This is a genomic window from Janthinobacterium sp. 13 (assembly GCF_002749695.1).
Taxonomy (GTDB): domain Bacteria; phylum Pseudomonadota; class Gammaproteobacteria; order Burkholderiales; family Burkholderiaceae_D; genus Janthinobacterium; species Janthinobacterium kumbetense.
The window spans coordinates 5,589,700-5,614,857 of the sequence record NZ_PEEQ01000001.1 but is presented as its reverse complement, the minus strand read 5'-3'; the positions used below and the strand labels follow the sequence as shown (position 1 = coordinate 5,614,857).

The 25,158-nt window shown below is 64.6% G+C and carries 25 protein-coding genes; 8 read left to right on the top strand and 17 right to left on the bottom strand.

The annotated features are described in order from the left end of the window. Window positions 1-708, top strand: a complete 708-nt coding sequence (locus CLU94_RS24740; protein WP_099668481.1) for an RES family NAD+ phosphorylase — start codon at window positions 1-3, stop codon at window positions 706-708. Window positions 709-752: 44 nt separating this feature from the next. After that, on the top strand, window positions 753-1,073 hold the full coding sequence (locus CLU94_RS24735; protein ID WP_099667583.1) for a DUF2288 domain-containing protein: 321 nt from the start codon (window positions 753-755) through the stop codon (window positions 1,071-1,073). Between the two features lie 3 nt (window positions 1,074-1,076). Here the strand turns inward: CLU94_RS24735 and CLU94_RS24730 are convergent, their stop codons facing one another. The 5 genes from CLU94_RS24730 to CLU94_RS24710 form a co-directional block, all read right to left on the bottom strand. Further along, window positions 1,077-3,230, bottom strand: coding sequence for a TonB-dependent receptor plug domain-containing protein (locus CLU94_RS24730; RefSeq protein WP_180278763.1), 2,154 nt, complete (start codon window positions 3,228-3,230; stop codon window positions 1,077-1,079). Between the two features lie 82 nt (window positions 3,231-3,312). After that, the gene (locus CLU94_RS24725; protein WP_099667581.1) at window positions 3,313-4,035 is read right to left on the bottom strand and encodes an ABC transporter ATP-binding protein; all 723 of its coding nucleotides are present in this window, start codon (window positions 4,033-4,035) and stop codon (window positions 3,313-3,315) included. Window positions 4,036-4,045: 10 nt separating this feature from the next. Next, window positions 4,046-5,989, bottom strand: a complete 1,944-nt coding sequence (locus tag CLU94_RS24720) for a branched-chain amino acid ABC transporter ATP-binding protein/permease (RefSeq protein ID WP_099667580.1) — start codon at window positions 5,987-5,989, stop codon at window positions 4,046-4,048. Between the two features lie 7 nt (window positions 5,990-5,996). Continuing rightward, window positions 5,997-6,887, bottom strand: coding sequence for a branched-chain amino acid ABC transporter permease (locus CLU94_RS24715; protein WP_034782923.1), 891 nt, complete (start codon window positions 6,885-6,887; stop codon window positions 5,997-5,999). 85 nt (window positions 6,888-6,972) lie between these two features. Continuing rightward, window positions 6,973-8,130 (bottom strand): ABC transporter substrate-binding protein, encoded by a 1,158-nt coding sequence (locus tag CLU94_RS24710; RefSeq protein ID WP_046682990.1) that lies wholly within the window; start codon window positions 8,128-8,130, stop codon window positions 6,973-6,975. 345 nt (window positions 8,131-8,475) lie between these two features. Between CLU94_RS24710 and CLU94_RS24705 the strand changes: the two genes are divergently transcribed. Together CLU94_RS24705 and CLU94_RS24700 are read left to right on the top strand one after the other, a co-directional pair. After that, the gene (locus CLU94_RS24705) at window positions 8,476-9,351 is read left to right on the top strand and encodes a hypothetical protein (RefSeq protein ID WP_143451529.1); all 876 of its coding nucleotides are present in this window, start codon (window positions 8,476-8,478) and stop codon (window positions 9,349-9,351) included. Window positions 9,352-9,360: 9 nt separating this feature from the next. Continuing rightward, window positions 9,361-9,759: a hypothetical protein gene (locus tag CLU94_RS24700; RefSeq protein ID WP_099667578.1), complete on the top strand. Its 399-nt coding sequence runs from the start codon at window positions 9,361-9,363 to the stop codon at window positions 9,757-9,759. A 12-nt stretch (window positions 9,760-9,771) separates the two neighbouring features. Here CLU94_RS24700 and CLU94_RS24695 read toward each other — a convergent pair whose 3' ends face one another. Further along, the gene (locus tag CLU94_RS24695) at window positions 9,772-10,260 is read right to left on the bottom strand and encodes an SEL1-like repeat protein (protein ID WP_099667577.1); all 489 of its coding nucleotides are present in this window, start codon (window positions 10,258-10,260) and stop codon (window positions 9,772-9,774) included. Next, the gene (locus CLU94_RS24690) at window positions 10,257-12,290 is read right to left on the bottom strand and encodes a bifunctional 2',3'-cyclic-nucleotide 2'-phosphodiesterase/3'-nucleotidase (RefSeq protein WP_099667576.1); all 2,034 of its coding nucleotides are present in this window, start codon (window positions 12,288-12,290) and stop codon (window positions 10,257-10,259) included. The genes CLU94_RS24695 and CLU94_RS24690 overlap by 4 nt, the downstream gene beginning before the upstream one ends. Between CLU94_RS24690 and CLU94_RS28485 the strand changes: the two genes are divergently transcribed. From CLU94_RS28485 to lysS, 4 genes are all read left to right on the top strand, one after another. Beyond that, a complete protein-coding gene (locus CLU94_RS28485) occupies window positions 12,289-12,576 on the top strand; it encodes a hypothetical protein (RefSeq protein ID WP_180278539.1) in 288 nt (95 codons plus the stop codon). The genes CLU94_RS24690 and CLU94_RS28485 overlap by 2 nt on opposite strands. Continuing rightward, window positions 12,493-13,597 (top strand): peptide chain release factor 2 gene (prfB, locus tag CLU94_RS24680; RefSeq protein WP_139143151.1). Its coding sequence is split into 2 segments (ribosomal slippage): window positions 12,493-12,573 and window positions 12,575-13,597, totalling 1,104 coding nucleotides; the frame shifts between segments, so codons are not numbered across the junction. The genes CLU94_RS28485 and prfB overlap by 84 nt, the downstream gene beginning before the upstream one ends. A 2-nt stretch (window positions 13,598-13,599) precedes the next feature. Next, window positions 13,600-14,295: an HAD family hydrolase gene (locus CLU94_RS24675; protein WP_099667575.1), complete on the top strand. Its 696-nt coding sequence runs from the start codon at window positions 13,600-13,602 to the stop codon at window positions 14,293-14,295. Window positions 14,296-14,313: 18 nt separating this feature from the next. After that, window positions 14,314-15,843, top strand: coding sequence for a lysine--tRNA ligase (gene lysS / locus CLU94_RS24670; RefSeq protein WP_099667574.1), 1,530 nt, complete (start codon window positions 14,314-14,316; stop codon window positions 15,841-15,843). A gap of 190 nt (window positions 15,844-16,033) precedes the next feature. Here the strand turns inward: lysS and CLU94_RS24665 are convergent, their stop codons facing one another. The 10 genes from CLU94_RS24665 to CLU94_RS24620 all read right to left on the bottom strand — a co-directional run bounded on the left by CLU94_RS24665 (window position 16,034) and on the right by CLU94_RS24620 (window position 25,032). After that, window positions 16,034-17,035 carry a Gfo/Idh/MocA family protein gene (locus CLU94_RS24665; protein ID WP_099667573.1) on the bottom strand — a complete coding sequence of 334 codons (1,002 nt, stop codon included), beginning with the start codon at window positions 17,033-17,035 and terminating at the stop codon, window positions 16,034-16,036. A 12-nt stretch (window positions 17,036-17,047) separates the two neighbouring features. Further along, the gene (locus CLU94_RS24660; protein ID WP_099667572.1) at window positions 17,048-18,064 is read right to left on the bottom strand and encodes a porin; all 1,017 of its coding nucleotides are present in this window, start codon (window positions 18,062-18,064) and stop codon (window positions 17,048-17,050) included. Beyond that, window positions 18,061-19,059, bottom strand: a complete 999-nt coding sequence (locus CLU94_RS24655) for a 2-hydroxyacid dehydrogenase (RefSeq protein ID WP_099667571.1) — start codon at window positions 19,057-19,059, stop codon at window positions 18,061-18,063. Before CLU94_RS24655 ends, CLU94_RS24660 begins: the two co-directional genes overlap by 4 nt. A gap of 19 nt (window positions 19,060-19,078) precedes the next feature. Next, window positions 19,079-20,053 (bottom strand): sugar kinase, encoded by a 975-nt coding sequence (locus CLU94_RS24650; RefSeq protein ID WP_306558481.1) that lies wholly within the window; start codon window positions 20,051-20,053, stop codon window positions 19,079-19,081. Then, window positions 20,050-20,796 carry a sugar phosphate isomerase/epimerase family protein gene (locus CLU94_RS24645; protein WP_099667570.1) on the bottom strand — a complete coding sequence of 249 codons (747 nt, stop codon included), beginning with the start codon at window positions 20,794-20,796 and terminating at the stop codon, window positions 20,050-20,052. The genes CLU94_RS24650 and CLU94_RS24645 overlap by 4 nt, the downstream gene beginning before the upstream one ends. Beyond that, window positions 20,793-21,527, bottom strand: coding sequence for an amino acid ABC transporter ATP-binding protein (locus CLU94_RS24640; RefSeq protein WP_099667569.1), 735 nt, complete (start codon window positions 21,525-21,527; stop codon window positions 20,793-20,795). The genes CLU94_RS24645 and CLU94_RS24640 overlap by 4 nt, the downstream gene beginning before the upstream one ends. Continuing rightward, window positions 21,514-22,164 carry an amino acid ABC transporter permease gene (locus CLU94_RS24635; RefSeq protein WP_099667568.1) on the bottom strand — a complete coding sequence of 217 codons (651 nt, stop codon included), beginning with the start codon at window positions 22,162-22,164 and terminating at the stop codon, window positions 21,514-21,516. Before CLU94_RS24635 ends, CLU94_RS24640 begins: the two co-directional genes overlap by 14 nt. Window position 22,165: 1 nt before the next feature. Then, complete coding sequence (locus CLU94_RS24630) at window positions 22,166-22,858, bottom strand: amino acid ABC transporter permease (RefSeq protein ID WP_099667567.1); 693 nt, start codon at window positions 22,856-22,858, stop codon at window positions 22,166-22,168. A 91-nt stretch (window positions 22,859-22,949) separates the two neighbouring features. After that, window positions 22,950-23,756, bottom strand: coding sequence for a transporter substrate-binding domain-containing protein (locus tag CLU94_RS24625; protein WP_099667566.1), 807 nt, complete (start codon window positions 23,754-23,756; stop codon window positions 22,950-22,952). A 208-nt stretch (window positions 23,757-23,964) separates the two neighbouring features. Beyond that, window positions 23,965-25,032, bottom strand: coding sequence for a LacI family DNA-binding transcriptional regulator (locus tag CLU94_RS24620; protein WP_099667565.1), 1,068 nt, complete (start codon window positions 25,030-25,032; stop codon window positions 23,965-23,967). Between the last annotated feature and the right edge of the window lie 126 nt (window positions 25,033-25,158).

The following is a 25,158-nucleotide window of genomic DNA, read 5'->3' as shown; positions in this document are numbered from 1 at the left end:
GTGCCTGCCGCCCAGAATGAGCACCTGCCGCCGCTGGCCGCCTTGCGCCAGATCGACACTTGCCGCCTGATTCCCTCGCGCTTCGCCGACATGGAAGACTCCGTGCTGGCGCCCCTGGCCGAGAACGACGATCACCTGCGCGAGCTGTTCGAGCTCGATAACGCGACCAACGCGCGCCTGGTGGCCGAGTACGGCGGCGCGCCAGGAATTGGCGTGGACGAGCTGGTTTTTGGCGTGCCGCACTTCCGCATCATCAACGCCGCCTACACGTATGCCCGCCCGGAAGGGGCGCGTTTCAACGATGGCGAACGGGGCGCCTGGTATTGCGCCTTCGACATGCCAACGGCGCTGGCCGAGATCATTTTCCATAAAACCGTGGAATACCAGGAAATCGACTATTTCGACGACAGCGTCAACTACCAGTCGCTGCTGGCCGATTTTTCCGCCAGTTTCCACGACTTGCGCGGCCAGCAGCGCTACCAGGCTTGCCTGGACCCGGCCAGCTACATCGCCTCGCAAGACCTGGCCGCCATCCTGCTCGAAGCGGGCTCCATGGGCGTGATCTTCCCCAGCGTGCGTCACGCCAGCGGCACTAACCTGGCCTGCTTCCGCCCTGCCCTGGTCGGCAATGTTCGCAAAGGCGCCGCCTATCGGTTAACATGGCGGGGTACGCCGACGCCGCAGGTGGAAGCCTTGCCAGGCAAATAAACCGCGCGCACCGGCACCCGACTCACCGCAACCTGATATTTCGCATGCAAACCAATCCTGAAAAAGACACCGAACTGCGCCTCAAAGTGAACAGCGAAACGGCCCGCCTGGCCTGGAGCGAGCTGGAAAAGCATTTCGCCCAAGGCAACGTCGTCTGGGTCGCCAATGAACTGGACCTGGTCGAAGTGGCCGTGCGCATCTCGCACGATGACAAGGCCACCATCACGCAATGGATGGTCGATGGCAAGGTCGCCAAGGTGTCGGACCGGCAGGCGCTGGACTGGCAGGCAGCCGATGCCGCGCTGTGGGCCGTCGTCGTCAGCCCGTTCATCCTGGTGCAGCAGGAAAAGCCCACCAAACACTGATGCCTACAGGCTGCGCTCGAGCATCAGGCGCAGCGCAACGCTGCCATCGAGGGTCGTCACGCTGTCGCTGCGGCCTGCGTCATCCCCCCAGGATTGCCCCTGCACCTGCTGCTGGTGCAGCAGGTTGGCCGCCGACAGGCGCACGCGCGTTTTCGCGTCCGGCTGCCACAGCGCATACGCGTCGAGGGTGCGCCGCACGCCCGCATGGCTGCCGGCGTGCGCATCGAGCCGCGCCAGGCCGCCCGTCTGCACGTTCAGATTGCCGCCCATGCTCATCCCCGGCGAGCGCCGGTAATCGAGTCCCAGGTTGAGCGTGGCCGGCACCTGGCTGGCCAGGCGGTTGCCGGGACCCGGCACGGCGGCGACCTTGGACCAGTTGCGCCCCGCATTGGCGCGCACGTCGACGTCGGGCGCCTGCGCCCACCAGGTCCGCACGGGAAATTTCACATCCAGCTCGATGCCACGCACCGTGGCCACGCCATTGTTGAACGGGCTGGCCGTCCAGACGCCATCGTGCAGGACCAGGCGCTGCACGGTGACGTCGCTGATGCGCCGCGTGAATGCCGACAGGCTGGCCACGCCGCTCTTGCCAAAATAGCTTTCATACGCCGCGTCCAGCCCCCACGCCAGTTCCGGGCGCAGCTCGGGATTGCCCTGGAAATCGGGATTGTTGGCGCTGTTGCCATTGTTGACGGTATAGCGGCGCGGCACCAGGTTGCGCGTGGTGGGCGCCTTGTAGGTGCGCGCCAGCGCCAGCCGCAGCTGGTCGCGCTCCTGCTGCGGCAACTTCCACAGCAGCTGCGCCACGGGGCTCCAGACGCTGGCCCGCGTGCGCACTTCGCGCAAGGTACGGCCCTCGGTCGCCGTCTGCAAGCCTTCCCAGCGCACGCCCGCATACATTTGCAGGCGCGGCGTCACCTCCCATTCATCCTGCGCATACAGGGCCAGGCGCCGCACGTCGGCCGTATAGTCTTCATCGAGCGCATACGGCGCGCCGCCGGCAAGATACGTGTCGCGCTGGCGGCGCGACTCGCTGCGGCGTATCAGGCTGCCATCCCAGCCCAGGCTCAGGGCGTGGCCGCCACCGAGCCGGCCCAGGTATTTGCCGCTGCTGTTGACGCTGTCGTCGATGGCGTCGGAAACCACGCCGCGCAGCAGCAGGGGTGCGCCGGCGGCCGCCTCGCCATGGAAAAGGTAATCCGTGTCGCGCCGGTTGTGGTTGACGCCCAGCCTGGCCGTCAGCTTGCCCGCCGCCCCCAGTCCATGCGCCCAGCTCACATCGCTGCGCGCTGAAAACACGCTGGCTTGCGAGGTGGCGCCATTGCGCGGATAGCTGGAGGCCGCCCCCAGCAAGGTCGTTTCGCGCGCCACGCCGTCAAACCCCGTGCGGTACCAGTCCAGCAGGCTTTGCCAGGTGATGGTGTCGCCCTTGTCCAGGGTCCAGTGCAGGCGCGGCGTCAGGCTGGCCTTGTTGACGGACGAAGCGTTGCGCGTGCGCGTTGTACGCTGCGCCAGCAGCGTGCCGGTGGCATCGGCGCTTGTTTCAGTCATCCTTCCCGCCACGTCGTCGGCAGTGCGCTCGAGCGCGCCCGTCAGCGCATAGGCGAAACCGGGCAGCTTGTCCGCCACGCGCAGCGACGCGGCAGGCTGCCAGCGGCCATCCTGCCGGCCCGCGCCCAGCTTCCCTTCGCGCTCGGCGCCGCTGGCGCCCTTGCGCAAGACCACGTTGATGCTGCCGGCGACGGCCTGCATGCTGTATTCGGCCGTCGCGCTGCGCAAAATCTCGATGCGCTCGATCATCTCGGGTGCGATCGATTCGATGGAAAAACCCGCTGGCGCGGGGTCGCCGTTGATCAGCATCTGCGTGTAGCCGGCCCCCAGGCCCCGCATGCGCACCTCGCCGCCGACGATGGAGACGCCGGGCTGGCGTTTCAACGTCGCGGCCAGGCTGCTGTCGCCATATTGGGCCAGGTCGTCGCGGCTGACGATGATCTTCGCAGCCGTGTCGTCGCGCCGCTGCTGCACGCCGCTGGCGGCGGTAATTTCAACCTTTTGCAGCGGCGCATCGTCGGCGCAGGCCGCGGCGGGCAAGAGCAGGAAAAAAAGCGGGGATAAAAGCGGAGGGAAAAGCGGGGGAAACGGGCTGGCGCTGCGCATGATGCCTTTTTCTACACTGCGGATTGGGAAGCGCAGTGTAGAGGATTTGACAATGCGCAGCAAGCGCATTGTCCAGCCATGTTCAATGCCCGCCACCCAGGTAAGCCGCGATCACCTTCGGATCGTTCTTCAGGCTTTCCGCCGGCCCGTGCACGGAAATGCTGCCGTTTTCCAGCACGTAGCCGTAATCGGCCACGTTCAGGGCGGCGGCGGCGAATTGCTCGACCAGCAGCATGGTCACGCCTTCCGCCTTCAAGCGCGTGATGATGCGGAAGACTTCTTCCACCAGAATCGGCGCCAGGCCCATCGACGGCTCGTCCAGCAGGATCACTTCCGGGTTCAGCATCACGGCGCGGGCCATGGCCAGCATTTGCTGCTCGCCGCCGGATAGCGTGCCGGCCAGCTGGTCGCGCCGCTCCTTCAGGCGGGGGAACAGTTCCAACGCCTTGTCCAGGTCGCCCTTGATGTCGCCTTTCGGGCGCGCCCGCGTAAAACGGGGGAAGGCGCCCAGCAGCAGGTTGTCCGTCACCGACATCGAGGCGAACACCCTCCTGCCTTCCGGCGAATGGGCCAGTCCCGCGCGCGCGATGCGGTGCGAATCGAGCCCCGTGACATCCTTGCCGCCCAGGGTGACAGTGCCGGATTTGGGTTTCAGCATGCCGGAAATGGCGCGCATGGTGGTGGTCTTGCCGGCCCCGTTCGAGCCGATCAGGGTCACCAGCTTGCCTTTCGGGACGTCGAGCGAAATGCCGTGCAAGACTTCGACTTTGCCGTAGGCGGCGTGCAGATTGTTAATGGTCAGCATGGTCTTCCTCTCAGTGCGCCGCTGGCGCCAGGGTTTCGGCGCTGCCGCCCAGGTAGGCTTCGATCACTTTCGGGTCGCCCTGGACAAGCGCGGGTGCGCCTTCGGCGATCTTCTGGCCGAAGTCCAGCACCGTCACCACGTCCGACAGGGCCATCACCACGTCCATGTGATGCTCGATCAGGATGATGGTGATGCCGTGCTCGCGGATCTTGCGGATGATGGCCATCAGTTCCTTGATGTCGGGCGCCGTCAGGCCCGCCGCCGGCTCGTCGAGCAGCAGCAGGCGCGGGTTCAGGCCCAGCGCGCGGCCGATTTCCAGCAGCCGCTGCTTGCCATACGGCAGATTGCGCGCCTCTTCGTTGGCCAGGTCGGCCAGGCCGACGAATTCCAGGATGCTGGCGGCCCGCTCGCGCGCCGCCTTCTCTTCGCGCTTGTAGCGGGGCGTATGCAGCATCACGTCCAGCACGTTCGACTTGAACGTGTTGTGCAAGCCCACCAGCACGTTTTCCGTCGCCGTCATCTCGCCGAACAGCTGCACGTTCTGGAAGGTGCGCGCCACGCCGCCCAGGGCGATTTCGGACGGCGTGCGGCCGGAAATCACCACGCCGGCAAATTCCACCTTGCCCGCCGTCGGCTTGTAGATCCCAGTCAGCACGTTCATCATCGTGCTCTTGCCCGAGCCGTTCGGCCCGATCAAGCCGTGCACGGAGCCTTGCGTGACGTTCAAGTCCACCTGGTTCAGCGCTTTCAGGCCGCCGAACTGCATCAGGGCCTGCTCCACGCGCAGCAGGGTCGCGCCCTGCTGCCCGCCCTGGGCGTGGTCAAACGGCGCCACGCCGTGCGAGGCGACGGCTTCCACATGGCGCCGGCCCTTGCCGATAAAGCTCATCAGGAAGCCGACGATGCCGTCCTGCAGGTAGTACACGACAAATAAGGTCATCAGGCCGAAGATGGTCAGGCGCCAGTCGACCATGTTTTCCAGCTTGTACGAATACGCGGCCAGGCCGATGGTCGCCACCAGGGGCACGAGCACGCCGCGCACGGTGGAGCGCTTCTTCGCCAGCATGATGATGGAACCGATCACGCCCAGCACGGCGGCGCCGACGGCGATCTTGCGGAACAATTCGATATCCGACAGCAGGCTGGGCAGCATGACGACGATCAGGGCGCCGATCAGGGCGCCGGAACGCGTCTTGCGTCCGCCCATGATGACGGCCAGCAGGAACAATATCGTCAGCTCGAAGTTGTAGGTATTGGGCGAGATGTATTCTTCCGAATACGCATACAGGCTGCCGGCCAGTCCCGCGAAACCGGCGCTGATGACGAAGGCATACACCTTGTAGCGGTACACGGACACGCCCATGCAGTCCGAGGCGATGGGGCTGTCGCGCAAGGCTTCGAACGCCCGGCCCAGGTTCGACTTCAAAATGCGGTGCACCACCACCAGCGAGATCACCAGCAGCGCGGCGACCATGTAGTAGTACTCGACCTCGGAAAGCTTGTGGCCGAACAGGACGGGCTTGTGGATCTTGATGCCCATCGGCCCTTCCGTCAGGAAGCTCATTTCATTGATCAGGATTTGCACGATGGTGCCGAAGGCCAGGGTCACCATCGCCAGGTAGGGTCCCGTCACGCGCAGGGCCGGCAAGGCCAGGATGGCGCCGAAGACGGCCGCGCCCAGGATGCTGGCGGGGATGGCCAGCCAGAACGGCGCGCCCAGCTTGAACACCAGCACGCCCGTGGCGTACGAGCCGATGCCGAACAGGCCCGCGTGGCCCAGCGACACCTGCCCCGTGTAGCCGACGACGATATCCAGACCGAACAGCAGGATGGCATAGATCAATATGGTCTCGGCCAGGTGGATGTAATATGGGTTCGGAATGACGATGGGGAACAGCGCGAGCACGGCCAGTCCCGCCGCGCTCAACGCCAGCATGGTGATTTTCTTGTTCATGTCGTCCTCAGACTTTCTTGATCGCGGCTTTGCCGAACAGGCCGGACGGCTTGATGGCCAGCACCAGCAGCAGGAGCAGCAGGCCAGGCACTTCCTTGTAGCCGGTGGAGATGTAGTAGCCGGTGGTCGTCTCGGCGATGCCCAGGATCAGCCCGCCGACGATGGCGCCCACGCCCGAGGTCAGGCCGCCGATGATGGCCACGGCAAACGCCTTCAAGCCCAGCGAAGCGCCCATGGTCGCTCCCGTCAGGGTCAGCGGCGCCACCAGCACGCCCGCGAACGCGGCCGTGGCCGACGACAGCGCGTAGGAAAAGGTGATGACCATGCCCGTGTTGATGCCCATCAAACCGGCCGCGTCGCGGTCGTTGGCCGTCGCCACGACGGCCTTGCCATAGATCGATTTGCGGTTGAATACTTCCACGGCCAGCATGATGGCCAGCGCGCCGACGATGACGGCCACCTGCATCTGCTGCACGTTGGCGCCGAATACCTGGAACGGCGCGGCCGACAGCGGCGACGGGAACATCAGGTCATCCTTGCCCCAGATGTTTTCCGCCACGTTCTTGAAAATGATGGCCAGCGCGATGGTCGACATGATCCAGCCGAATTCGGACTTGATCTTGATGGCGGGCCGCACGCCTATCCATTCGACGAACACGCCCTGCAAGGCGCCGAAGACGATGACGATGGGGATCATCAGCAGATAGCTCATGTACGGCCCGCCGTGGATGGTGCCCACCAGGGAAAGGCCCACGAGCGCGCCCAGCATCAGGGATTCGCCCTGGCCGAAATTGAGGGTGCCGGAAGTGGCAAAGGTCAGCTGGTAGCCGAAAGCGATGACGGCATAGATCATGCCCAGCGCGATGCCGCTGAAGACGAGCTGCAGGAAGATTTCCATGGTATTCCCCGGAAGACGAAAGATGAAAAAATGGCCAGTCCTGATTCCTCAAGGCTGGCCACTGCGCGGCGACTGTCCGCCAGGCTTATTTCGCGAGGACGACCTTGCCGTCCTTGACTTCGCCAAACACGGTCAGGTCGGCCGTGATCGCTTCATGGTTGGTCTTGCTGAACGGTTTGTTGTAGGTCGTGACGGCGCCTTCCACCTTCTCGTTCAGGTTTTCCAGCGCGGCGCGCACTTTCGGGCCGTCCGTGCCGCCCGCCTGCGTGATGGCCGCGGCCAGCAGGTAGATGGAATCGTAGCCTTGCGCGGCCGAGACGGCCGACGGCATGCGTCCGCCCGATGGCTTGTAGGCGGCCACGTAGGCGTCGATGAAGGCCTTGCGCTTCGGCGTGCTGGCATCCTGGATGAAGGTTTGCGGCATCCGCGTGCCGTTGCCGTTCTTGCCCGCGTTGTCGATGAAGTTACCCATGGCCAGGGTCCAGCTGCCGATCAGCGGCACTTTCCAGCCCAGTTTTTCCATGCCGTTGGCGATCTGCGCCAGTTCCGGGCCGATGCCGTAGGTCAGCACGACTTCCGCCCCTGCCTGCTTGGCTTTCAGCAGCTGGGCCGTCATGTCGACGTCCTTGATGTTGTATTTTTCCACGACGACGGGCTTGATACCCTTCTTGTCGAGCGCCTTTTCCAGGTCTTCGCGGCCCAGCTGGCCATAGTTGGTGGAGTCGGCCAGGATCGCCACTTTCTTGAACTTGCGGTTTTCGATCGCCTCGTGCACGATCATGCCGGACTGGATGGTGTCATTGGCGGCATTGCGGAAGATGTAGTTTTCCGGCTGGTCGGCGAATTGCTTGGTGACGATGGAGCCCGTCGCCACATTGTTCATGACGGGAATCTTCGCTTCCTGGTAAAAGCGCTGCGAAGCGAGGGCCACGCCCGTGTTGATGTAGCCGACGGTGGCGGCGACCTTTTCCTTGTTGATCAGTTCCTGGGCGATCTGCACGCCGCGTTCGTTCTTCGCTTCGTCATCGCGCTCGATGAGCAGCAGGGAACGGCCCAGCACGCCGCCTTTGGCATTGATTTCAGCGACGGCCAGCTTGACGCCGTCGCGCATCGACACGCCCATCGGCGCGGAACCGCCCGTAAACGGTCCGGACACGCCGATCTTGATGGGGTCGGCTGCGACTGCCGCCTGCGAGAAACCCAAAACCAAACTTGCCACGAGCAATTTCTGTTTCAAATTCATTGTCATCTCCTCTGATACAACGTTTTTAATGCCACTTATTTTTATAGTCGTACGCTGGATAACCGCCCCATCGATAAATCATTGTAGGTGAGTAAACATGCACCAGCAACAACTACATATGACGCGTCGCAACATGCGGAAAAGCCGCAATTGCAGGCCTGTTGTCAGTCTTTTGTAAGGAAAATATGGCGCAAATTGACACAGGTGCTACACCATGACACACGATGCATATGTCTGATCTGCGTCAAAAGTATGGCGATGCAATGGTGATATGGTCATTGAACCAGGGTCAACCGGCCATGGCGGCAATCCCTTCCCTACCATGGAGACCCTATGCGCCAGCCCATGACAAGCATCTGCGCCTGCCTGCTGATCGCCGGCATGAGTAGCGCCTGCAAGAACTTCACGCCGGTCGACAAGTTCGCGGGACAGACGGTGGCGATAACGGAAGTATTCAAACCCATGCTGACCCACTCCATGAGCAGTTGCACCAATAATGTACGGCGCAACAGCATCATCACCGACCGCCCCTACGTTGCGCAGGAAACGGAACAGGACCTGCTCCGGCGCTGCAAGGACTATGCGGCGCAATTGGCGGGCACAGCCGAACTGAACGATGTATTGAAACGCTACGCGGAAGTACTTGCCGCGCTGGCCAACGACAAGCTGGCGAACTACAAGGAGGAGATCGGCGCCCTTGGCGGTTCGCTGGGCGCCTTGCAGCAGTCCGGCGGCATGGCGCCGGTGCTCGACGCCGGCCAGCTGGACAAAGTCACGCGCCTGAGCGCACTGATCAACCAGATTGTCACGCAGCAAAGACAGCAGTCGGGAATCAACGAATTGCTGGCGCGCGAAGACGATATTTATATCATCAGCAATGCGCTGAAAAAATATGCGCAGCAAAACTACCAGGCCAATCTGCACGACGAGAGCCTGACGCTGGCATCCCTGAATCGCTCGCTCGACAACGCTGCCGCCAGGGAACCCGTGACCAGCAACTATCTGAAGGCCAAGCTCTACCTGGACGGGCGGCAACTGCAGGAGCGTGGCAAGGTCATCGACGCCTATCTTGCCGCCATGACGGAATTGCAAAACAGTCTCAGCACCTTGCGCGCCAAGTCCATGCATGACCCGGCATTGGAGCGTCAACTGGACACTTTTGCCAAGCAAGTCGATACCCTGCAAAAGCAGGCCGCCAATTATTCACCATCCCCTTGGTAGGAGTCGGACATGGGCAACGTTATCGCACTCGATGAAAAACAAACCACGGAAATCGCCGACAAGCTGGCACAGGCCTCGAACCAGGTACTGGAGCTGCGCATCGCGCTGACCAACCGCACGCCGCCGACGCCGTCAGCCGTGCTGCATGATCTCAAGCAATATGAAAGCCACCTGGATCAGATGGTGTCCTTTTTCCGCGCCCACGGCATCTACCTGATCAACCAGAGTGCGCAGCAGGCATTGGCCAATGTGAACACGGCCATCGACCAAGGCAGGAAAACCGTGGCCGACATCGGGCACACGCACGCGGCCATCAAGGCGGCGGCAGGCCTGCTGGACCTGGCCGCCGCCCTGCTGTCGCGCAACCCGCTGGCCATTGCCGAGGCTGCAAATAGCCTGCGAACCTGACCTGGCGGACAATCACGGCTCTGCGGCCCTGTGCCCCATCGCATGCGTGGCCATTTTCAGGTACAGGTTCGCCTGTTCCTCGCTGTGCGCATAGCCCATGCGCCCTTCGGCCAGGGCGACGGATTTCTGCTGCAGCGCTTCCGGGTATTCCAGGTCGCAGGCGGCGTCCAACCAGAAGCGCGCCTGCTCCTGGTCAGTCTCCAGCAGCATGTTTGCCACGATGAACATGGCGGGCGCCACGCCGCGTTGCGCGGCCAGTTCCAGCCAGCGCAACGCGGCGGCGCTGTCCTGCGGGCCGTCCATGCCGTTCTTGTGCATCAAGCCCAGGTAGTAGGCGGCAGGACCGCCGCCCTGCCCCGCCGCGTGCTCGAACAGGGCGCGCGCCTGCGGCTGGCTCGCCTCGCCCGCGCGCATCAAGACCTTGGCCTGGGCCGTGACATCCGGCCCTGCCGATGCCAGCGGCGATACGGCCAGGGCGACGGCAAACACCCATGCCTTCATTTCGACAGGTCGAGCTGGTACAGCGCAAAGCCCTTGCCGGCACCGTCATCAAGCTTCAACTGCGTGACGTTATCGATGCCGGCCGCCTTCGCCAGCTCGATCACGTTCGGCGCGGAATGGAAGACCACGGGGCCTTTCGTGGCAACCCTGGCGAAGCGCCAGCTGCGCGCCGAGCCGTTTTTCGCGCGCGTCAGGTGTTTCTGCTGGGTGACGTAGGCGATCAAGAGTTCGCGGTTGTTGTCGGGCGACGCCACCACCGTCTTGCTGCCATCGAGGCCGGGGAAATTGCCGCCGCCGCTGGCGCGGTAGTTATTTGTCGCGATGAGGAATTCCTGGCCCGCGTCCACCGGCTTGCCCTTGAACGTCAAGCCCTGGATGCGACGGCCCGGCGGCTGCGTGACGTCGATCTGGTAGCGCACGTCGGCGCTGGTGAGCGTATCGAAGTTGTAGCTCGGATGGGCCGTGTTGACCAGTTCCTGCGGCTCGGTCTTGTTGACATCGATGGTATTGAAGCGCCGCGCCGACTGCTCCAGCCAGGCCTTCAATTCGACGCCGTTCATCTTCACGCCGTACAGCGCGTTCGGATACAGATACAGGTCGGCCGCATTGTTCAGCGCCACGTTACCCGCCTTGACGTCCGTGTAGTCGGACACGCCGGCCGAGCCGCTCTTGAACGGGGACGACATCGACAGCACGGGCAGATTGGCATATTGCGGCAGGTTCGCCTTCACGTAGGCGGCCAGGTAGCCCGCTTGCGCCTGGTTCACCACTTCGATGGCGCTCACATCGCCCACGTCGGCAAAATACGTCGACATGCGGAAATCCGTGACGCCGACCGGCGTCTGCACGTAGGCGATCGTCGCTGCGTGCTCCTCGGCCACCAGCGTGGCGATGGCTGCATCGGGCTGGACGTAACTCTTGTCCGCGTTCTGGATGCCGCGCGCTTCCACCGTGGTGGCGCTCTTGTCGACCACCCATTGCTTGCCGTCGTGGCGCAGGCGCAAACCGATCACGCCCAGGTGCTTGCCCCACAAATTGGCCATCACGGTGGGCACGCCGTTGACCAGCCCTTTGACTTTGTCGACGCCGGGCAAATTAAATTGCGGCACCGTGCTGGCGGCATTCGGGAACAGCTGGTGCGAATGGCCGATCAGCATGGCGTCCACGCCCGGCACTTGCGACAGGTAGTAATTACCGTTTTCCATGGTCGGCGAGTACGGGCTGTCATCGAGGCCGCCATGCGAAATGGCCACCACCAGCTCGGCGCCCCTGGCGCGCATCTCGGGGATGAATTTTTCCGCCGTCTCGCGCACGCCCTGCGTGTAGACGCGGCCTTCCAGCCAGCGCTTGTCCCAGGCCATGATGGTGGGCGGCGCAAAGCTGATGATGCCCACCTTCACGGTGGCGGTAATGGCCTTGCCATCGGGGCCGGTGGCCGTGATCTGCTTGTCGATGATGTGATATGGCGCAAACAGGGGCTGGCCCGTCTTGACGCTGTAGACATTGGCCAGCACTTGCGGGAATGCGGGACCGGCGCAGCGCGGTTTGCTGGCGTTGACGCTGTCGACGTCGAAGCGGTTGCCCGTCACCTGGCTCAAAAACGCCAGGCCGTAGTTGAATTCGTGGTTGCCGATGCCGCCGCCATCGACCTTCAGCAGATTCATGGCCTTGTAGATGGCCAGGATCTGGTCGCAAGCCAGTGGCTTGACCAATGCCTGGTAGTCGGCCAGGGCCGTGCCCTGGATGGTGTCGCCGTTGTCGAGCAAGAGATTATTCGGGAACTGCGCGCGCGCCTGGGCGATCAGGGCCGCCGTGCGTTCCAGGCCGATCGACGGTTCCGCCTGCAGCTTGTAGTAATCATAACTGAGCACATTCGCGTGCAAGTCCGTCGTCTCCAGCAGGGCCAGGGTGGCGCTGCTGCCGGCCGGCGCGGCCGATGGCGACCGGGCGGGTCCCGTGGCGGCGGGCGGCAAGGCGCCGCAGCCGGCCAGCAGCAGCGGTAACAGGGCGAGACGGGGAAGTTGAAGCATGATGTATTCCTCTGGAAAGACAATATCGCCAGCATCATACGCAGCACGACAGCCCCTATCAAGGCAAAAATATTGTCGTAAATACAGCAAAATCGTCATTTTATTGCCCCGTGCGGCATCGATTCGGCGCTGCCGGCATCAGAAACCGGCCGCGCTCGCGTATAATTCAGGGTTTGATTTCACCATAGAAGACCAGAACATTATGGAAGCCGAACGCATCAATATCATCTCCGCCCTGCTCAACGACCTGACGGTCCGCGAAGCCGAACTTCGGAGGTATCTTTGACTTCACTGTCAAGTCGGAGAAACTAGAACAAGTCAACGAAGAGCTGGAAGATCCAACCGTCTGGAACGATCCGAAGCGCGCCCAGGACCTCGGTAAAGAGAAGAAGGCGCTGGAAGCCATCGTCTTCACGCTCGCCAAGGCCGATGCCGACCTGCGCGATACCCGCGACCTGTTCGACATGGCCCGCGAAGAAGGCGACGACGAGACCCTGGAAGCGATCGAGCAGGACGTGCAGGAAATCCGCAAGGTCATCGAAAGCATGGAATTCCGCCGGATGTTCAACAATCCGATGGACCCGAACAACTGCTTCATCGACATCCAGGCCGGCGCCGGCGGCACGGAAGCCCAGGACTGGGCCTCGATGCTGCTGCGCCAGTACCTGCGCTATTGCGAACGCAAGGGCTTCAAGGTCGAAATCCTGGAGCAGTCCGACGGCGAGGTCGCCGGCATCAAGACGGCCACCCTGAAGGTCGAGGGCGATCACGCCTACGGCTTCCTGCGCACGGAAACGGGCGTGCACCGCCTGGTGCGCAAGTCGCCATTCGACTCGGCCAACGGCCGCCACACCTCGTTTACGTCGCTGTTCGTGTATCCGGAAGTCGACGATTCGATCGAGATCGACGTCAACCCGGCCGATATCCGCGTCGATACCTACCGCGCGTCGGGCGCCGGCGGTCAGCACATCAACAAGACCGACTCCGCCGTCCGCATGACCCACGCGCCGACCGGCATCGTGGTGCAGTGCCAGAACGACCGTTCGCAGCACCGCAACCGCGCCGAAGCGATGGAAATGCTGAAAGCGAAGCTGTACGAGCATGAACTGCGCAAGCGCATGAGCGAGCAGCAGAAGCTGGAAGACTCGAAGACGGACGTGGGCTGGGGTCACCAGATCCGCTCCTACGTGCTGGACCAGTCCCGCATCAAGGACTTGCGCACCGGTTTCGAGACGGGCAATACCAAGGGCGTGCTCGATGGCGACATCGACGACTTCATCTCCGCCTCGCTCAAGCAAGGCGTATAAGGATGAACGCATCCGCTCCGGCGCAGCGCGCCTTCCTGTTCGACATGGATGGCACGATCGTCGACAACATGGCCTTCCACACGACGTCGTGGCTGGCGTTCTTTGAACGCCACGGCCATGCGCTGGACGCGGACGCCTTCTTCCGCGACACGGCGGGACGGCAGGGACACGAAATCATCGCCAAGTACCTGGGCGCGGATGCCGACCATGTCACCCTGCTGGCGGAAAAGGAAGTCGTCTACCGCGAACTGTATGGCCCGCACCTGGCCACGGTGCCTGGCTTCGACCGGCTGATCGCCAGCGCGCGCCAGGCTGGCGTCGGGCTGGTGGTGGGCACGGCCGCGCCGGACGAGAACATCGCGTTCACGCTCGATGGCCTGGACCTGCGCCACCGCTTCGACGCCATCGTCGGCGCTGCCGACGTGGAACGGGGCAAGCCGCACCCGGACGTTTTCCTGAAAGGCGCGCTGCTGGCCGACGCGCTGCCGCAAGACTGCATCGTCTTCGAAGACGCGCCCCTGGGCGTGGAAGCGGCGCGCCGCGCCGGCATGCGCGTCGTGGTGCTCACCACCACCCTGCCGGCCGAGGCGTTTGCCGCCTTCGACAACGTCATTGCCATCGTACCGGATTTCTCCGCACTCGACGTCGACGCACTGTTTGCCAGCGTGGCGCCAGCGCTGGCGCCACATCATCAATAATCACCAACGAAGAACACCATGACTACGGATATCCAAGAACAAGCCGCCGCCCCCGATGAAAACAAGATCATCGCCGAGCGCCGCGTCAAGCTGGCAGCACTGCGCGAACAAGGCGTCGCCTTCCCGAACGATTTCCGCCCCGAGCACAAGGCGGCCGACCTGCACGCGCAATACGGCGGCAAGACGCGCGAAGAGCTGGAAGCCGAACCTGTCACCGTGGTGCTGGCCGGCCGCATGATGCTCAAGCGCGAAGCCGGCAAGAAAGCCGCTTTCGCCACCCTGCAAGACGCCTCCGGCCCGAAGGCCGACGGCCGCATCCAGATCTACGCCACCCTGGACCTGACCGGCGAAGCGGCCATGGCCGCCCTGCACCACTATGACCTGGGCGATATCCTGGGCGTGACGGGCACCCTGTTCAAGACCAAGACGGACGAACTGACCATCAAGGTCACGGAACTGCGCCTGATCACCAAGTCGCTGCGCCCGCTGCCGGACAAATTCCACGGCCTGGCCGACCAGGAAACGAAGTACCGCCAGCGCTACGTCGACCTGATCATGAACGAAGAGACGCGCCGCACCTTCAAGGCGCGTACCGCCGCCATCTCGTCGATCCGCCGCTTCATGGAAAAGAACGAGTTCATGGAAGTGGAAACGCCGATGCTGCACACGATCCCGGGCGGCGCCGCGGCAAAACCGTTCATCACGCACCACAATGCGCTCGACATGCAGATGTTCCTGCGCATCGCGCCCGAGCTGTACCTGAAGCGCCTGGTCGTGGGCGGCTTCGACCGCGTGTTCGAGATCAACCGCAACTTCCGCAACGAAGGCGTGTCGATCCGTCACAACCCTGAATTCACGATGATGGAATTCTACGCGGCCTACACCGACTACAAATGGCTGATGGACTTCACGGAAGCCGTCATCCGCCAGGCCGCCATCGATGCGCACGGCACCGCCACCCTGACCTACGGCGGCCGCGAACTGGATCTGGCAAAACCGTTCCACCGCCTGACCATCGTCGAAGCGATCAACAAATATGCTCCAGGCTACACCGCCGAGCAGTTGAACGATGCCGAATTCATCAAGGAAGAGCTGAAAAAATTCGGCGTCAAGCCGTTCGCCACGGCCGGCCTGGGCGCGCTGCAACTGGCGCTGTTCGAAGAAACGGCTGAAGCGCAGCTGTGGGAACCGACCTACATCATCGATTACCCGGTCGAAGTGTCGCCACTGGCGCGCGCTTCCGACACGGTGGCCGGCATCACGGAACGCTTCGAGCTGTTCATGGTGGGCCGCGAAATCGCCAACGGATTCTCCGAGTTGAACGATGCGGAAGACCAGTCGGCCCGCTTCCTGGCGCAAGTGGCCGCCAAGGACGCCGGCGATGAAGAGGCGATGTTCTACGACGCCGACTACATCCGCGCGCTGGAATACGGCATGCCGCCAGCCGGTGGCTGCGGCATCGGCATCGACCGCCTGATGATGATCATCACGGATTCGCCGAACATCCGCGACGTGCTGCTGTTCCCTCACCTGCGCCGCGAAGAGTGATGAACACCTGAAAAATCTACTGCGCGTCGCGATTTGCGGCCTGCGATGCTCACTGTGCTATAGCACAGTTGCGCTTCTTAGCCGCAACTCCCATCCGCTCGCTACGATTTTTCAGGCGTTCGATGCTTCAAGGCAAAAAAAGCCGCCTGGTCTTGCGATCAGGCGGCTTTTTTACTTCTACGGCCAGCCGTCAGGCGTCCAGGGTCACGCGCTGGTGGCTGCGGCTGGCCTGCTGCGCCGCCAATGCGGTGGCGAGCGCGCGCATGCCGTCGTCGCCAGTGGCGGCAGGCTGCCCTTCGCCGCGCATGGCGCGCTGGAAGGCGCGCACCGAGCGCACGTACAGGTTTTCATGCCCGACGGGGATGTCGATGCTGCCGCCGTCGCTCGTCAGGGTAATGCTGCCGACGGGGCGCTGCGTCATCACGCCGGTGGCGAAGATGGTGCCCTTGGTGCCGATGATTTCCACGCCGGACAGCGAATGCGGCGCATTGAACGCATCGTGCACCTGCACCAGGGTGCCGTTGTCGAACTCGATGACGGCCATCAGGCCCTCTTCCAGCCCGGCCACCGTCATGCCGCCGCTGGTGGCGCAGGCAGTGACGTGGCGCGGCTCCGCATCGAGCAGGAAGCGCAGGGTGTCGACGTCGTGCACGAACATGTCGAGCGTGACGCCACCCGATTCCGGCGCGTCCAGGCGCCAGCCGCGCAGGTGCTGCGGCAGGTTATTCGCGTGCAGCACGCGGCAATACAGGGGCTGGCCGATCTCGCCGGCGCGTATCAGCTCGCGCACCTTGCCGTGGCTGGCGGCGTTGCGCAGGTGGTGGTTAATCCCCAGCACCACGCCCGCTTCGGCGCAGCCGTCGACCATGCGGCGGGCGTCGTCCAGGTTCAGCGCCAGCGGCTTTTCGCACAGCACGTGCTTGCCGGCGCGCGCCGCCTGCAAGGTCTGCGCCATGTGCCATTCGTTGGTGGTGCTGATGTACACGGCGTCCGCGCCCGGATGCGCCAGCGCCGCTTCAAGGTCCGTATAGCTGGCGGCGATGCCGAACTGCGCGGCAAAAGCGGCGCCGCGCGCGGCGTCCTTGCTGACCACGGCCAGCACTTCCGCGTCGCCCTGCTGGCGGATCGCGTCGACCATCCATTCGCGCGCCACGGTGCTGGCGCCGACCAGTATCCATCCGATTTTCTTCATTCGATTCTCCCGTTAAAAAGTGTGGCGCAGGCCGAGGTTCCAGGCCTGGTTGCCGGTGCCGTTGTCGGTGGCGTTGCCCACCACGTAGGCGGCGCCGTTGCGGTTGTCGATATGCGCGTAAGCCGCGTACAAGGTGCTGCGCTTCGACAGCGCGTAGGTGTAGCCGATGCCGACCTGGGAAGCGTCGCCGTTGGCGGCGCGCCGGTCGTCGCGCCGCACGTACGAGAACAGGACGCGGTGCGGGCCAAAAGGCACGGTGGCGCCCAGCATCAGGTCCGCGCTGTCGACCGTGGTGGCCGCGCCCGCCGTGCTCTTGCTGACGGCGACGGCGCCATGCGCCTTGACCACGCCGAAGTCCCAGGTGGCGCCCAGCACCGTGTTGCGCGCCCTGCCCGCCACCAGCGCGCTTGACAGGGTGTTGGCGTCCTGGTGCGCCAGGCGCAGATACAGCGGCCCGCTGGCATAGGTGGCCGCCGCGCCCGTGTAGCGCCTGGCCGAAGCATCACCGGGCACTTCGCCGAAACCGTACGCCAGTTCGCCGGAAAGGCCGCCGCGCACGGGCGAGCTGTAGGTGATGCTGTTGTCGACGCGGCTGATGTAGCCGGCCGTGAAGACGTTGCTCATCCTGCCCGCAAAACCCAGGTAGAACGGGTCCAGCGCTCCCAGGCTGCTGTCGATGAACGTGTACTGGCGGCCCAGGCGCAAGGTGCCCGCCGCGCCGCCCAGGCCGACGAAGGCCTGGCGCCCGAACAGCAGGCCGCCCTGGGCCGAAGCGCCCGTGTCGGCCAGGATGCCCGCATCCATCGTAAACAGGGCCGTCATGCCGCCGCCCAGGTCTTCGCTGCCCTTGAAACCGAGCCGCGAGCCATTGGCGATGCCGCTCGTCACCTTGAGCACCCTGCCGCCGGCGCCGCCGCTCTCGGACACCACGCCCATGTCCATGATGCCGTACACGGCCACGTTCGACTGCGCGCAGCACAAGCCGCTGCCGGCGCCGATGATCATTGCCCCTACTACCTTCTTCTTCATGTCTTGCCCTGTCTATCTTCTTGTGAAAACTGTCCCTGGCTCACTAGGTGGCGCGGACGCTCGCCGCGCAGGCCTGCCAGCAGGTTGTCCACGGCCTGCTGCGCCATGGCGTAGCGCGTTTCGTGCGTGGCCGAACCGATATGCGGCAGCGCCACCACGTTCGCCATGCGCGGCAGCGGATTGTCCGGCGCCAGCGGTTCGCGCTCGAACACGTCGAGACCGGCGCCGTGGATGGTGCCCTGCTGCAGCGCCTCGATCAGCGCCGCCTCGTCGACGATGCGCCCGCGCGAACCATTGATGAAGATGGCGCCGGGGCGCATCAGCGTGAACTCGCGCCGGCCCATCATGCGTTCCGTCTGCGCCGTCAGCGGCAGCACCACGCAGACGAAATCGGACCCTGCCAGCAAGTCGTCGAGCGCCACCTGGCGCGCGCCCAGCGCCGCCTCCACCTCGGGCACGGCTTCGCCGTTCACGTACAGCACCTGCATGCCGAAGCCCAGCGCGGCGCGGCGGGCGACGGCGCGGCCGATGCGGCCCATGCCCAGCATGCCGATGGTCTTGCCGTGCACGTTGACGCCATACTGGCTTTCGCCCACGCTGCGCGTCCAGCGTCCCGCCTTGACGAATTCGGCCAGTTCGACGACGCGCCGCGCGCTGGCGAGGATCAGCGCGAAGATCGTGTCGGCCGTCGTTTCCGTCAGCACGTCCGGCGTATTGGCCAGCAGGATGCCCCGTTCGCGCAAATAATCGACGTCGAACTGGTCGACGCCCACCGAAATGGTGGAAATGATGCGCAGTCCGGCGGCCGGGTCCAGCAATTCGCGGTCCAGGCGCACGCTGGCGCCCAGCAAGCCGTGCGCGCCGCGGATGGCGGCGGCGAAGGCGGCGCGGTTGCCCGCATCGATCGCCTCGAAATACGTCACCTCGCATTCGGCGCGCAAGCGCGCCAGCAGCGGTTCGGCCAGCTTTTTATACACAACCACATGTTTTTTCACGAGTTTTCCCCTGTACGGTTCAAGATGGGACCGGCGCGTCGAGCTGGGCGCGGGTCGGCAAGCCTTCCATGTCGCCGGCCACCTGGATGGCGAAGGCGCCGACCCGGTTGCCGCGCCCCACCGCCTGCGCCAGCGGCAAGCCTTCCAGCAAGGCGCTGACCAGGCCAGCCGCGAAGCCGTCGCCGGCGCCCACCGTGTCGACCACGTTGGCCACGCGCTCGCCCGGCACCATGCCGCTGTCGCCCTCGGCCGTGCGGTAATAGGCGCCGTCGGCGCCCAGCTTGACGACCACCAGCCGCGCGCCGCGCCGCAGGTAAAAGCCGGCGACGTCGTGCGGCAGGTCGTGGCCGGTGAGGATTTTTCCCTCCCCCAGGCCGGGCAGCACCCAGTCCGCCTTGGCGGCGAGGCGGTTGATCTGTTCGACCATGACGGCTTGCGACGGCCACAGCGAGGGCCGCAGATTCGGGTCGAACGACACGCTCCGGCCGTTGGCGCGCATGAAATCGAGCGCCTGGCCGGCGAACGCCAGGCTGGTCTCGGACAGCGCCGCGGCCACGCCCGTGGCGTGCAGGTGGCGCGCGGACAGGAAATAAGCGGGGTCGAAGTGCTCGGGCGCCAGCCGGCTGGCGGCGGACCCCTTGCGGAAGTATTCGACCAGCGGATCGGCGCCATTCTCGGCCTTTTCCTTGAGCAGGAAGGCGCTGGACTGGCCGGCGACGGTGACGACCCGGCTGCAATCGACGCCCTCGGCCTGCACGCTGGCGCGGATGAAGCGGCCGAAGGAATCGTCGCCCACCCGGCTCAGCCAGCCGACCCGCAAGCCCAGGCGCGCCAGGCCGATGGCGACATTCGTCTCGGCGCCGGCCAGGCGGCGCGTGAAATGCGCCACGGCCGCCAGGTCGCCCGTTTGCTCGGCAACGAACATCGCCATCGCCTCGCCATAGGTGACGACGTCGAGGGCGTGCGCCCCTCGATTCGATTCCTGCGCCATCATGCGGCCTCCAGCATCTGAATGTAGCGGCCCGTTTCGGCCACCAGGTCGGCGCCCTCGAGCGGGAATTCGATGGCCCGCGGCACGCCCGGCGCAAAATGCGCGAAGACGGCGCGCCAGGCCGGATCGGCGTCGGAAACGGCGCAGGCGGACAGCCTTCCGCCGTCGTCAAGGACAGCCTTGCAATGCACATAGCGCACGTACGGCGCCAGCAGGCGCGCCGCCTGCTGCGCATCCTCGCCCACCCAGCGCCAGTTGCCGATGTCGAAGGTCAGCCCCACCGGCAGCCCCGCTTCGTCCGCCGCCGCCAGGAAGCGCGCCATCGGCGCCAGCTTGCCGCCGTGGGCCGTCTGGTCGTTTTCCACCAGCAGCGCCACGGGCGCCGCCGCCAGTTGGGCGTGCAAGGCCGCCAGCTCCGGCGTGGCCGGGTAATGGCCGAGCGACACCTTCAGGTAGCGCGCGCCCAGCCGCGCCGCCTCGTCCAGCATCTGCTGCAGCAGCGCGTGCTGCGGCAATCCGTCCGCGCCCCACAATTCGATGGGCGTGGAATACACGCAGTACAGGCCGCGCGCGGCCACCGCCGCGCCCATGCGCGCCAGGTCCGGCAAGTCGGAAGTAAACAGTTCGCGGCGGATCTCGATGCCGGCGCCGCCCGCATCGGCCACCACGTCGATGAACTGGCTTTGCCCCAGCTGCCTTACCCTGCTTGCGCCGTAGGCCGACGCCGCCACCAGGACGGGGCTCACTTGATCGCTCCCGCGCCGACGAACTGGCGCGCTTCGGGCGTTTGCGGATTGCTGAAAAAGGCTTCCGACGGCCCGCTCTCCCACACCAATCCCTGGTGCATGAAGACGGTGACGTCGGCCATGCGCCGCGCGAACTCCATCTCGTGCGTCACCAGCAGCATCGTCATGCCCGCCTGCGCCAGCTCTTCCATCACCTTCAGCACTTCCTGCGTCAGTTCCGGATCGAGCGCCGACGTCACTTCGTCGAACAGCATCACCTGCGGCTCCATCGCCAGCGAGCGGGCGATCGCCACGCGCTGCTGCTGGCCGCCCGACAGCTGCTCGGGATAGGCCTCGCGCTTGTGGTCCAGGCCCACCTGCTTGAGCACGCGCAGCGCCGTGGCGCGGCCCTGGGCGTCGGGCACCTTCTTGACGATGCGCGGCGCCAGCATGACGTTTTCTTCCACGGTCAGGTGGGGAAACAGGTTGTAGCTCTGGAAGACCATGCCGACATCCTTGCGCAAGTCGAGCAGATGTTCCTGGCGCGCCGTCAGCGTGTGGCCGGCCACGACGATGCTGCCGCTGTCGATGGTTTCCAGGCCATTGATACAGCGCAACATGGTGCTCTTGCCGGAGCCGCTGCGGCCGATCACGGCGATCACCTGGCCCCGCTCGACGGCGAACGACACGCCCTTGAGCACGTGGTTGGCGCCGAAGCTCTTGCTGATATGGTCGATTTCAACGATGGGCATGGAATTTCCTTTCCAGTGAATGGCTGTAGCGCGACAGCGGATAGCACAGCGCGAAGTAGATCAGGGCGACGATGGGGAAGACGATGAAAGGCAGGAAGGTCGCATTGCTGACCAGTTGCCCTGCCCGCGTCAGTTCCACCACGCCGATGATCGAGGTGATCGAGGTGTTCTTGATGATCTGCACCATGAAGCCCACCGTCGGCGGCAGCGAATGGCGCAGCGCCTGCGGCAGGATGACGTAGCGCAGCTGCTGGTAGCGGTTCAGCGCCAGCGCGGCGGACGCCTCCCACTGCTGCCGCTGCACGCCTTCGATGCAGCCGCGCCAGATCTCGCCCAGGTAGGCGCTGGCAAAGATCGTCATCGCCGCGCCGGCCGCGATGACCGGCGACAGCTTGTAGCCGAACAGGGCCAGCCCGTAATAGGTCAAAAACAGCACGATCAGCACGGGCGTGCCCTGGACCAGCTGGATGTACAGGGCGCTGATGCAGCGCAGGAATCGGCTGCGCGCCGTGCGCAGCAGCGCCACCGCGAAGCCGGCGATGCCGCCCGTGATAAAGACGATCAGCGACAGGCCGATGGTCCAGCGCGTGGCCTCGAGCAGGAATTGCAGGTTATCCCAGGAAAAGTCACTGATCATGTCATGCTCCCATGCGCACCGCGCCCAGACGGCGGCGGCGTTTGAAGACGATCTGGCCCAGCACCCAGAAGCCGAAGCGGAACAGCAGGGCCAGCAGGATGTACAGCACCATCACGACGATGTAGATCTCGAAGCTGCGGAAGGTTTCCGCGTCGAGCAGGTGGGCGGCGGCGGTCAGCTCTTCGGCGGAAATGGCCGACACGACGCTCGAGGCGAGCATCATCAGCGTGAACTGGCTGGCCAGCGCCGGATACACCTTTTCCAGCGCCGGCAGCAGCACCACGTGGCGCATCACCTGCCAGCGCGTCATGCCCAGCGCCTGGGCCGCTTCCAGCTGCGACGGATGCACGGCGCCGATGCCGGCGCGCACGATTTCCGCCGCGTAGGCGCCCAGGTTGACCGTCATGGCGACCAGGGCGGCGCCGTTCGCGTCGAGCTGCAGGCCCAGCGACGGCAAGCCGAAGTAGATGATGAACAGCTGCACCAGGAACGGCGTGCTGCGGATCACCTCGACATACGCGCGCACGGCCGCGCGGGCATAGGCGGGACCGTTCTTCAGGATGACGGCGGCGCACACGCCCACCGCCAGCCCCAGCACCATGGACAGGGCGCTCAGGCGTATCGTCAGCGCCGCGCCCCACAGCAGGCGGTCCAGCGATTGCATGACGAGTTCGAAATGAAATTCATACGGCATACTCAACTCCTTGTCTACGTGCGCATCCCCGGCCGCGCCACCATGGCGGCGCGCCGTGCGGACGAACACTCTCCCTGTGCGGGTCGCGGTATCAGAAGGTCGGCAGCGCCGGCAGCGGCGCGCCGCTCCACTTGCGCGCGATGGCATCGAGTTCGCCATTCAGCTTGACGTAGTAGATGAAGTTGTTGAGCCACTGGTGCAGCTCGAAGTCGCCGCGGCGCACGGCCATCGAGTTGGGCTGCAGCGAGTAGGCGAAGCGGACCTCGATCTTGCCCACGCCGCGCGTCTTGATGATGTCGAGCGCCATCGTGCTGGGGATCGAAACGGCGTCGACCTGCTTGCTGAGCAAGGCCTGGGTGACGGTGGCGTCATCTTCGAAACGCACGATGCTGGTGCCGGCCGGAGCCATGCGGCTCAGCGCCGTGTCATTCGTGGTGCCGCGCGTCACGCCCACCTTCTTGCCCTTCAAGTCGGCCAGGGCCTTGAGCTTGCCGCCGACCGGCGCGACGATGGCCAGTTCGAACGCGCTGTAGGGCATGGTGAACATCAGGGTCTTGGCCCGTTCCGGCGTGGGCGCCAAAGTTGCCACGAGGAAATCGACCTTGCCCGACTCCAGCGACGGCACGCGCGACGGCGCCGTCAACGGCACCACTTCCACGGGCAGGTTCAGGTATTTGCCGATCAGGTTGGCGACGTCGACGTCATAGCCGACGGGCGCGCCCTTGGCGTCGATGCTGCCGAACGGCGGCGTGCCGCTGACCACGCCGATGGTCAGCTTGCCTTTCTTGATCAAGTCGCCAAGCGTCTGCGCGCCGGCGTCGGCCGCCGCGCCCAGGGCGCACGTGGCTGCCAGTGCGCAAGCCAGTATTTTCGAATAGAACAGTGTGGTCATCTTCATGTTTCCGTCTCCTGTGATCCCGCTGCCGGCCTCGTCGAGGCACTTGCGGGAATATTGTCAAATGGACGATTCAGATCGTCTCTTGCCGTGTCGTACCAACCTCCTGCCATTGCCCTCCCTGACTATCCACGCCCCTTTCCAGGGTGAATACAATTCATGAAACCGGTTCCATTACCTTCCCAAAAAAAAGGGCGTACGCCCTCTTCCGTCAATCGCCGTCCTTGCGCACTTCCCCGCTCCGGGTGGAATTGCGCACAATCAACTTGCCTGGCAACAGCACCTCGCGCGGCGGGCACTGATCGCCCTGCAGGCGCGACAGCATGCACGTCATCGCCGAAAAGCCGATCTCGTACGTCTGCTGCTCGATCGTGCTCAGGCCCGCCAGCGGCGACCACGGCAATTCGTCAAAACCCAGCAAGCCCACGTCTTGCGGCATGCGCAATTCGAGGCGCTGCAGCATCAGCGCCAGTTCCAGCGCCACCATGCCGTTCGACGCCAGCAGCGCCACGCGGCGGCCGCGCCACTGCGCCAGGCATAGACGCACCTGCGCGTCGATGGAGGGCCGGTCGTCCAGGTCCACCGCCAGCACTTCGCCCACGCAACCGGGATGCTCGGCCATCACGGCCTGGAAACCCTCGGCGCGCATCAGGCGCGAACTGACGCCCGTCAAGGGCGGCGCGACGAAGGCGATGGCGTCGAAACCCTGTTCGATCAGATGCGCGGTGGCCAGCCGGCCAGCCTGCACATTGTCCAGGCCCACCAGGTCGAAATCGACGCCCTCGATGCGGCGGTCGACCAGCACGATGGGCATGCCCGCCTGCTGCAAGTCGGACGACTGGATGTTGCGCCCCTGCGTGTTGACGATCAGCCCTTCCACGCTGTACGAGCGCAGCGCGGCAAGCGACTGGCGTTCGCGCTGTTCGTCATTGCCGGTATTACACAAGATCAAGGTATAGCCATGTTGCTGGCAAGCCGCTTCCACGCCTTGCAGCACGGCCACCGTGTAGGGGTTCAGCATGTCCGCCACGACCATGCCGATCAGGCGCGTGCGGCCGCGCTTGAGGCCGCGCGCCATCTGGTTCGGCTGGTAGCCGAGGCGCGCGATGGTGCTGGTGATCTGCTGGCGGATGTTTTCGGACAGGGCGTCCAGTTCGCCGCCGAGAAAGCGCGACACGCTCGTCTTCGACACGCCCGCCTCGCGCGCCACCTGGGCGATCGTCACGGGTCGTGCCGGCTCGCCGGAGACTGTCTTTGTATTGCCGCGTACTGAATCCAAGGTTGCTCTCCACTACCTGTTGATATGCATATTTTTATTTTGGAACCGGTTCCAAAGATAGCACCCACGAATCGATGACGCAAGCGATTTGATTGCCTGTGGCGGCGAAGGAACACGATGGGGGCA